Source organism: Arthrobacter sp. P1_A5, from assembly GCF_056406825.1.
Window position 1 is genome coordinate 1 of record NZ_JBFTZL010000200.1, and the last position, 6,296, is coordinate 6,296.

Annotated in this window: 5 protein-coding genes; 4 read left to right on the top strand and 1 reads right to left on the bottom strand. The window is 66.8% G+C overall.

Features of this window, described 5'->3' with window-relative positions; translation table 11 throughout:
- Nucleotides 1–79: 79 nt before the first annotated feature.
- On the bottom strand, nt 80–1,081 hold the full coding sequence (locus tag AC1D1S_RS18375) for a Bug family tripartite tricarboxylate transporter substrate binding protein (RefSeq protein WP_476995123.1): 1,002 nt from the start codon (nt 1,079–1,081) through the stop codon (nt 80–82).
- A 142-nt stretch (nt 1,082–1,223) separates the two neighbouring features.
- Here AC1D1S_RS18375 and AC1D1S_RS18380 point away from each other — a divergent pair, with 142 nt between their 5' ends.
- From AC1D1S_RS18380 to AC1D1S_RS18395, 4 genes are all read left to right on the top strand, one after another.
- Nucleotides 1,224–2,108: a LysR family transcriptional regulator gene (locus AC1D1S_RS18380; protein ID WP_476995124.1), complete on the top strand. Its 885-nt coding sequence runs from the start codon at nt 1,224–1,226 to the stop codon at nt 2,106–2,108.
- A 129-nt stretch (nt 2,109–2,237) separates the two neighbouring features.
- Nucleotides 2,238–3,152, top strand: coding sequence for a 5-dehydro-4-deoxyglucarate dehydratase (kdgD, locus tag AC1D1S_RS18385; protein ID WP_476995125.1), 915 nt, complete (start codon nt 2,238–2,240; stop codon nt 3,150–3,152).
- Between the two features lie 11 nt (nt 3,153–3,163).
- The gene (locus AC1D1S_RS18390) at nt 3,164–4,795 is read left to right on the top strand and encodes an aldehyde dehydrogenase (NADP(+)) (protein ID WP_243177274.1); all 1,632 of its coding nucleotides are present in this window, start codon (nt 3,164–3,166) and stop codon (nt 4,793–4,795) included.
- Nucleotides 4,792–6,120, top strand: coding sequence for an enolase C-terminal domain-like protein (locus tag AC1D1S_RS18395; RefSeq protein ID WP_476995126.1), 1,329 nt, complete (start codon nt 4,792–4,794; stop codon nt 6,118–6,120). Before AC1D1S_RS18390 ends, AC1D1S_RS18395 begins: the two co-directional genes overlap by 4 nt.
- The last annotated feature ends 176 nt before the right edge of the window (nt 6,121–6,296 follow it).

A 6,296-nucleotide genomic window follows, 5' to 3' on the forward strand; every position in this document is an offset into this window, starting at 1 on the left:
GGGGGGGCGTTCCCGCCGGAGGGGGCCGCGGGGCGGCTGCCCCCTCCGGCGGGCACTGAAGGTGAAGACGACACTTGGATCACTTCGTTCCGCTGAGGCTGATGTCGTACTTCTCCACCAACGACTTGTACTTGGCGGCGTAGTCCTTCCACTGGGTGACGACTTCCTCGCCGGAGATTTCCTTCGGGGTCAGCATGTTCTTCTTGTTGAATTCCTTGTAGGAATCGGACTTGAAGGTCTCCTTGATGGCTGCGAGCAGCTTGTCCTTCACGTCCTTGGGCGTTCCTTTGGGAGCGGCGACGGCGCGATACTGCGCCACGGGAACGTCGTAACCGGATTCCTTGGCCGTAGGCACATCCGGGAGGAAGGAGTTCCGATCCTCCGAAAAGACGAGCAGCGGTGTGACCTTTCCGGCCTTGATCTGCGGCATGGCTTCGCCGAGCTGGATGGTGGACACTTCTACCTKGTTGCCGAGGACCGCGGTGAGGGCTGGCTTGCCGCTGTCGAACGGTACATCGGTGCCCTTGACGCCGGCCTGCTTGAACAGGACGGTCTGTGCCAGCTGGCTGCCGGTGCCCACGCCGGTGGTGCCGAACGTGATATTGCGCCCTGCTCCGGTCAGGTCCTTGATGCTGTTGAAGCCGGAGGCCTTGCTGGCGACCAGCACGTAGTCGTCCTGCGACAGGCCGGCAATGATGTCCAGGTCGTCGATGCTGACGGCCTCATCCGCGGTGACCGCAAGCGGGGTGATCGTGATCAGGGACGCGGTGACCAGAAGGAGGTTCTGGCCGTCGGCGGGCTTGCCGGCCACTTCCTTTGTGGCCAAGGCGCCGTTGGCCCCTGGCTTGTTCACCACAGGCATCGGGGCGCCGAGGGTTTTGGAAGCGCCCTCGGAGATGGCGCGGGCAATCAAGTCGGTGCTGCCGCCGGCGGCCTGGCCCACGGTGAGGCTTACGGGCCCGTTCGGATATTTTGAAGAATCGGTACTGCCGCCGGCAACATTGCCGCAGGCCGTCAGCGCCAAGAGCGTGACGGCGGATGCCGCTCCAAGTACGGTGCGGCGCGAAGGGAAGTGCATCATTGAAACTCCTCATTGATGGTCAGGGCCAGCGCCCCGGAAGCATGTGAACCGCGTCACTGCCGGTTCGCTGTGTCGAGTGTAGGGAGCGGCTATGATGCATGTCTAAGCCCAAATATGCATCGAGTGATACCGGGAAGGCATCATGTTTACCTTTGACCAGCTGGCCGGATTCATCGCGGTGGCAGAAGAGCTTCACTTCGGCCGCGCGGCGGAACGCCTGAACATGACCCAGCCTCCGCTGAGCCGGCAGATCCAAAAGCTGGAGAAGGCCGTCGGCGCCGAGCTGCTGGAACGGGACAACCGGAAGGTCCAGCTGACCCCGGCGGGAACCGCCTTCCTGGAGGAAGCCAGGCGGTTGCTGGCCCTCGCCGAACGCGCCCCTGTCACCGCCCGCCGGATCGCCTCGGGCCGCTCCGGCCTTCTGCGAATCGGTTTCACCGCGGCCAGCGGGTTCAGTATCTTGGGGCCCCTGCTGGAGGAGATTTCAGCGATCCTTCCCGACGTCGACGTCGACCTGAAGGAAATGGTGACCGGTGAACAGATCCAGGCCCTGGAAACGGGAGAACTGGACCTGGGGCTGGCACGTCCGCCCTTCGACAAAGACGTTTTTGATTCGCGGCTTCTGTACCGCGAATCCATGATGGTGGCCGTTCCGGCCGGCCATCCCCTGGCCCGCCGCGGCGGCATTGTCGGGAACGAGGACCTCAAGGACGAGGCCCTCATCATGCATTCGCCACTGCAGGCCCGGTACTTCTACGACCTCGTGATCCGCATGCTGCCGGTGCAGCACGGCAACGTGGTCCACACGGTCAGCCAGATCCTCACCATGGTCTCGCTGGTGGCGGCCAAACGAGGAGTCGCCTTTGTGCCCCGGTCCGCCACAGCGCTGGGCATCCAGGGGGTCGAATTCCTCCCGCTGGCCAGCAGCCACGGCGAACCCGTGGAGCTCCATGCCATCTGGAGCCGTAAATTGAGCAATCCCGCCCTGTCGCGGCTGCTCGGCGCCCTGGACTTTCAGCTGGACTAAGGTCGCCACAATGCACTGAAGGTATCAATGCATTCAATAATGCACTTGGACAGGCATGAGGCAGCAAACCTAGTCTGAAGGGGAACCGCACTTCCCCGCCGACTCGGCGCATACCCGGAGGACCCCACCGTGGCAAAATACGCACCCCAGGAACTGGCCAACGTCCTCAAGGACGGCCTGCTCTCCTTCCCCGTCACCTCGTTCGACGAACAGCTCCAGTTCGACGAAGAGAACTACCGCAAACACCTCGCCTGGCAGGCCAGCTTCCCGGTCGCAGGACTCTTCGCGGCCGGCGGAACCGGGGAGGGCTTCTCACTGACCCCGGCCGAGTCCGAGCGCGTCGTCCGCGCCGCCGTCGGGGAAGTCGGCAGCATCGTCCCGGTCCTGGCCTCCGCCGGCGGCTCCACCGCCCAGGCCATCGAAAACGCCCGCGCCGCCGAGGCCGCCGGCRCCGACGGCATCCTGCTGCTCCCGCCCTACCTCACCGAGGCGGACCAGGGCGGCCTGATCGACCACGTCAGCGCCATCTGCCGGTCCACCTCCCTCGGTGTCATCATCTACAACCGTGCGAACGCGATCTACAAGGACACCACCGTCGCCACCCTGGCCGACCGCCACCAGAACCTGATCGGCTTCAAGGATGGAGTCGGAGACCTCGAACACGACGCCCGGGTCTACGCCAAGCTCGGCGACCGCCTGTTCTACCTCGGCGGCCTCCCCACGGCCGAGACGTTCGCCCTCCCGCTGCTGCAGCTGGGCATGAGCACCTATTCCAGCGCCATGTACAACTTCGTGCCGCAGTTTGCGCTGGACTTCTACCAGGATGTCCGCAACCACGACCGGGTGGCCGTGAACAAGAAGCTGAACGAGTTCGTGATCCCCTACCTGGACATCCGCGACCGGGTGAAGGGCTACTCCGTCTCGATCGTCAAGGGCGGATTGGCCGCGATTGGCCGCTCCGCCGGCGGGGTCCGCCCGCCGCTGCAGAACCTGGCGCCCCAGGACCTCGCAGACCTCAAGTCCCTTATCGCCACCGTTTCCTAGGAGGATGCACCGTGACACTCACCGGACGCTCACTCATTGCCGGCCAGGCCGTCGCCGGGGACGGCGCGACGGCGTACGCCTTCAATCCCGCCACGAACGAACGGCTCGAACCCGGCTACACGCTGCTCACCGGGGAACAGCTGAAGGACGCCACCGCAGCGGCCGCCGCGGCCTACCCCTCCTTCAGCACGCTCGACCCGGAAACCCACGCCCGGTTCCTTGAGGCCATTGCCGGGAACATCGAGGCGATTGGCGAGGAACTCATCACCCGAGCGGGCCTCGAGACCGGACTACCGGCCGCCAGGCTCCAGGGCGAGCGGGCGCGCACCACCGGCCAGCTCCGGCTCTTCGCCGGCGTCGTACGCCAAGGGGATTACCGCGGGGTCCGGATCGACCCGGCGCTGCCGGACCGCGCTCCGCTGCCGCGGGCGGACATCCGGCAGCGGCAGATCCCGCTTGGTCCCGTCGCCGTTTTTGGTGCGAGCAACTTCCCGCTGGCCTTCTCGACGGCGGGCGGCGACACCGCCTCCGCCCTCGCCGCCGGCTGCCCCGTGGTCTTCAAGGCCCACAATGCGCATCCGGGCACCGGCGAACTCGTCGGCCAGGCCATCGCCAAGGCCGTCCGCGACACCGGGCTGCACCCGGGCGTGTTCTCGCTGATCTACGGTCCGGGCACCAGCATCGGCCAGGCGCTCGTCGCCGATCCAGCCATCAAGGCCGTCGGCTTCACCGGATCGCAGTCCGCCGGCATCGCCCTGATGCGCACCGCCGCCGCCCGGCCCGAACCCATTCCCGTCTATGCGGAAATGTCCTCGCTCAACCCGGTGTTCGTCTTCCCCGGCGCCCTCGACGGCAACGCCGAAGAAATCAGCGTTCTCGCGCGGCAGTACGTTGCCGCCGTCACCGGCAGCTCCGGGCAGCTGTGCACCTCCCCCGGCCTCCTGTTCGCCCCCGCCGGCGCGGCCGGCGACGCCTTTGGCGCCGCCGTAGGCCGGGCCGTGTCCTCATGCGCCGGGCAGACCATGCTGACCGAAGGCATCGCCGGGTCCTGGCACGCCGGAGCCGATGCACTGGGTTCCGCCGGGAACGTCAGCGTCGTCGGCCAGGGCGCCGACGGGGCGACGAAGAACGCCCCGGCTCCGGCCATCTTCGGCACGTCTGTCGCCGAGTTCGTGGCCAACCCCGTCCTGCACCAGGAAATCTTCGGCGCCGCCAGCCTGATGATCCGCTACTCCACCACCGAGGAGCTCGTTGACGCCGCCCAGCGGCTCGAAGGCCAGCTCACGGCCTCCCTGCAACTGACCGAGTCGGACTACCGCGCCGCTGCCCCCCTCATCCCGGTGTTGGAGCAAAAGGTCGGCCGGATCATCGTCAACGGCTGGCCGACCGGCGTCGAAGTTGGCCACGCCATGGTGCACGGCGGCCCGTTCCCCGCCACATCCGACACCCGGACCACGTCCGTGGGTACATTGGCAATCAGCCGGTTCCTGCGCCCCGTCGCCTACCAGAACCTGCCACAGGAACTGCTCCCGGCGCCGCTGCAGGACCCCAACCCGTGGMGGCTGAACCGCCGGATCGACGGCGTCGTTCAAGCCTCCGCAGCAGAAGAGGCAGCAACAGAGAAAGCAGAGGTCAACGCGTGAGCACGCAGCCCACCATTGCCCACGTTGAAGTGGTCCCCGTTGCCGGGCACGACAGCATGCTGATGAACCTCAGCGGCGCGCACGGCCCGTTCTTCACCCGCAACATCGTTCTTATCACCGATTCGAATGGCCGCACCGGACTCGGCGAAGTGCCGGGCGGGGAAAAGATCCGCGCCACCATCGAGGAGGCCGGCATCTTCCTGGCCGGCCAGCCCGTGGCCCGCTACCGCTCCCTGCTCCGGGACGTCGCGGCGAAGTTCGCCGACCGCGACGCCGGCGGCCGCGGCCTGCAGACCTTTGACCTGCGCACCACCGTCCATGCCGTCACCGCGATCGAATCCGCCCTCCTTGACCTGCACGGTCAGTTCCTCGGCGTCCCCGTCGCGGAACTGCTCGGCGACGGCCAGCAGCGCAGCTCGGTGCCCATGCTCGGTTATCTGTTCTTCATCGGCGACCCCGGCCGAACGGATTTGCCGTACCTGGTGGAGGACGCGCCGGCGGACCGGTGGGAAAAGCTCCGCCGGCAGGAGGCCATGACACCGGAGGCCGTGGTGGCCCTGGCCGAAGCCGCCCAGGAACGCTACGGATTCAGCGACTTCAAGCTCAAGGGCGGCGTGCTCTCCGGCGACGCCGAGGTGGATGTGGTGACGGCCTTGGCCAGGCGTTTCCCGGAGGCCAGGATCACCCTTGATCCCAACGGCGCCTGGCTCCTGGAGGAGGCCGTCCGGCTGGGCCAACGCATGCAGGGCATTGTGGCCTACGCCGAGGACCCCTGCGGCGCGGAAGGCCGCTTCTCCGGACGCGAGGTCATGGCCGAATTCCGCCGCGCCACCGGGCTGAAGACCGCGACGAACATGATCGCGACGGACTGGCGCGAAATGTCCCATGCCATCCGCAGCAACGCCGTGGACATCCCCCTCGCGGACCCGCATTTCTGGACCATGCACGGTTCCGTCCGGGTGGCCCAGATGTGCGCCGAATTCGGCCTGACCTGGGGATCGCACTCGAACAACCACTTCGACATCTCGCTCGCCATGTTCACCCACACCGGGGCGGCCGCCCCGGGAGAAATCACGGCGCTGGACACGCATTGGATCTGGCAGGACGGCCAGGGGCTCACCAAGGAACCACTGCAGATCAAGGAAGGTGCGATCAGGGTTCCGGACGCTCCGGGCCTCGGAATCGAGCTGGACCGCGCCGCTCTGGACAAGGCACACCAGCTGTACCTGGAACACGGCCTCGACGCCCGCGACGACAGCATCGGCATGCAGTACTACATTGACGGCTGGTCCTTCGACCCCAAACGGCCCTGCCTGATTCGATAGAGACTGCTCGATAGGGACTGCTCACTAGGGTCTGTTCGCTAGGGACTGTCCGCCGGGCAGCATCCCTGAGGCGGATCCCCACCGCTGCCGCACGGCCGGCTCTCCTTGCGCAGGAGAGGGTTCGGCCGTGCGGCATCCCGCTTCCGGCTCCCCTGGCCGCAGGCACCCGACACGAA